Annotated in this window: 1 protein-coding gene; it reads left to right on the top strand. The window is 66.0% G+C overall.

Going from position 1 to position 391, the window contains the following annotated elements; translation table 11 throughout:
• Positions 1 to 391 (top strand): DUF3683 domain-containing protein (locus PQR40_RS39020; RefSeq protein WP_408511288.1); only part of this gene is annotated, 391 nt, incomplete at both ends.

Genomic DNA, 391 nt, shown 5'->3' with positions numbered 1-391 from the left:
CATCCGTCTGCTTGGCGACGAAGCCTGGGCGGCTTTGGCCGAACTGCGGGCGGAACGCCGCACCGGCCGCTCGGCGCGGATGCTGTATGAAGTGCTCGGCGACATCTGGGTCGTGCGCCGCAATCCTTACCTGCAAGACGACCTGCTCGACAATCCGAAGCGCCGCGCGCTGCTGATCGAGGCGCTGCATCACCGTCTGACCGAGATCGAAAAGCGCCGCCGCGCCGATCTGGTCGAACACGGCGACGAAGCGGGCGTCGATCGGGCCGCTCGCGTTGAAACGCTGGTCGCTGCTGCGCGCCGGGCCGTCGACGATTTCGAGAGCGAGTTCCAGAAAACCTTCGATCTGCGCCGTCGCGCGAACAAGGTGCTGGGCAAGGTCACGGAAAAG

The organism is Paraburkholderia sediminicola, from assembly GCF_046026855.1.
Taxonomy (GTDB): domain Bacteria; phylum Pseudomonadota; class Gammaproteobacteria; order Burkholderiales; family Burkholderiaceae; genus Paraburkholderia; species Paraburkholderia sediminicola_A.
This window is presented reverse-complemented; position numbering and strand designations above follow the sequence as displayed.